Origin of the sequence: Kitasatospora sp. NPDC001539, from assembly GCF_040298565.1 — a bacterium.
In the GTDB taxonomy this organism is placed as follows: Bacteria; Actinomycetota; Actinomycetes; order Streptomycetales; family Streptomycetaceae; genus Kitasatospora.
The window spans coordinates 1-1323 of the sequence record NZ_JBEPAK010000486.1; the positions used below are offsets into that span (position 1 = coordinate 1).

Below are 1323 nucleotides of genomic sequence, written 5' to 3' on the forward strand. Positions count from 1 at the left end.
GTCCGCGGGGACGAGGACCGGCCAGTCCCTGCTGGCCGCCGCCGTGGTGCTCGCGGCGGTGTTCGGCATCGCCCAGGTCCGCCGACCCGCCGCACCGGCCGCGGCGGGCGGCGCCACCCCGGCCACCGCGCAGGTCGAGCGGAGCGCGGCCGTCTGCCCGCAGCCGTTGCAGGGCCTGACCGGCTCGACCACGCTCACCGCCTACACCCCGCCCGGCACCGGCCCGGCCTCCGGCGGCGCCGGCTGGCTCGCCGACCAGGCCGCGCCCGCCACCCCGCCGACCGCCGCGCCCTCGGCCGCACCGGCCGCGACCGCCCCCGCGAGCCCCGCCCCGGACAAGAACGCCGCGCCCGCCGACGCCAAACTGACCGTCACCAAGCCCGGCACCCCCGCCACCGGCCCGGCCACCAACGGCGACGCCGCGCCCGGCACCGCGGCCGTCGCCACCGGCGCACTCGCCCCCGGCTTCACCGTCACCCAGACCACCCTGGTCACCGAGCAGCGCGGCCTAGGCCTGTCCGGCCTGACCTGCACCCCGGCGGGCACCGGCTTCTGGTTCGCCGGGGCCAGCACCGCCGGCGACCGGGTCGACTACCTCAGCCTGGTCAACACCGAGTCCTCGGCCGCCGTGGTCGACATCAAGCTGTACGGCGACAAGGGCCTGATCGACAACGACGCCGCCAACGGCATCACCGTCGCCCCCGGCAGCTCGCAGTCCGTGCTGCTGTCCACCATCAGCAAGGGCGCCGTCACCGACCTCGCGGTGCACGTGGTGGTCCGCTCCGGGCGGGTCGGTGCCGCGCTGCACGCCGCCGACGGCAACAAGGGCGCCGACTGGATCCCCGCCTCCGCCGACCCGGCCGCCACCCAGGTGCTGCCGGGCCTGCCCGCCGACACCTCCGCGGCCCGGCTGGTGGTCTGGGCGCCGCCGGAGGACGACGCCGACCTGAAGATCCAGCTCTCCGGCAAGAACGGCTGGTTCACCCCGGCCGGCAACGAGTCGATCCACGTCAAGGCGGGCATGGTGGCCGCCGTCGACCTCGGCAAGATCACCCGCGACGAGGTCGCCGGGCTGCGGCTGTCGCCCAGCGACGACAAGCACCCCACCCCGGTCGTCGCCGGTCTGCGGGTCGACCGCGCGGGGGGCAACGGCAAGAGCGACGCGGCCTGGCTCACCGGCAGCACCCCGGTCGGCGCCCGCGCCACCGTCGCCGACAACCGGGCCGGCGCTGCCGCTCCTGGACGCGGTCCCCCGCATTCGCGGCACGACTGGCGGCCGCGCCACCGGCCTCGGCAACTCTTCGCCGACCCGGGGCTACAACT

1 protein-coding gene is annotated in these 1323 nt (G+C 77.2%); it reads left to right on the top strand.

Annotated elements, in window-relative coordinates; translation table 11 throughout:
• Positions 1–1323: DUF5719 family protein (locus ABT247_RS33475; RefSeq protein ID WP_350750376.1), on the top strand; the 1323-nt coding region annotated here is incomplete at both ends.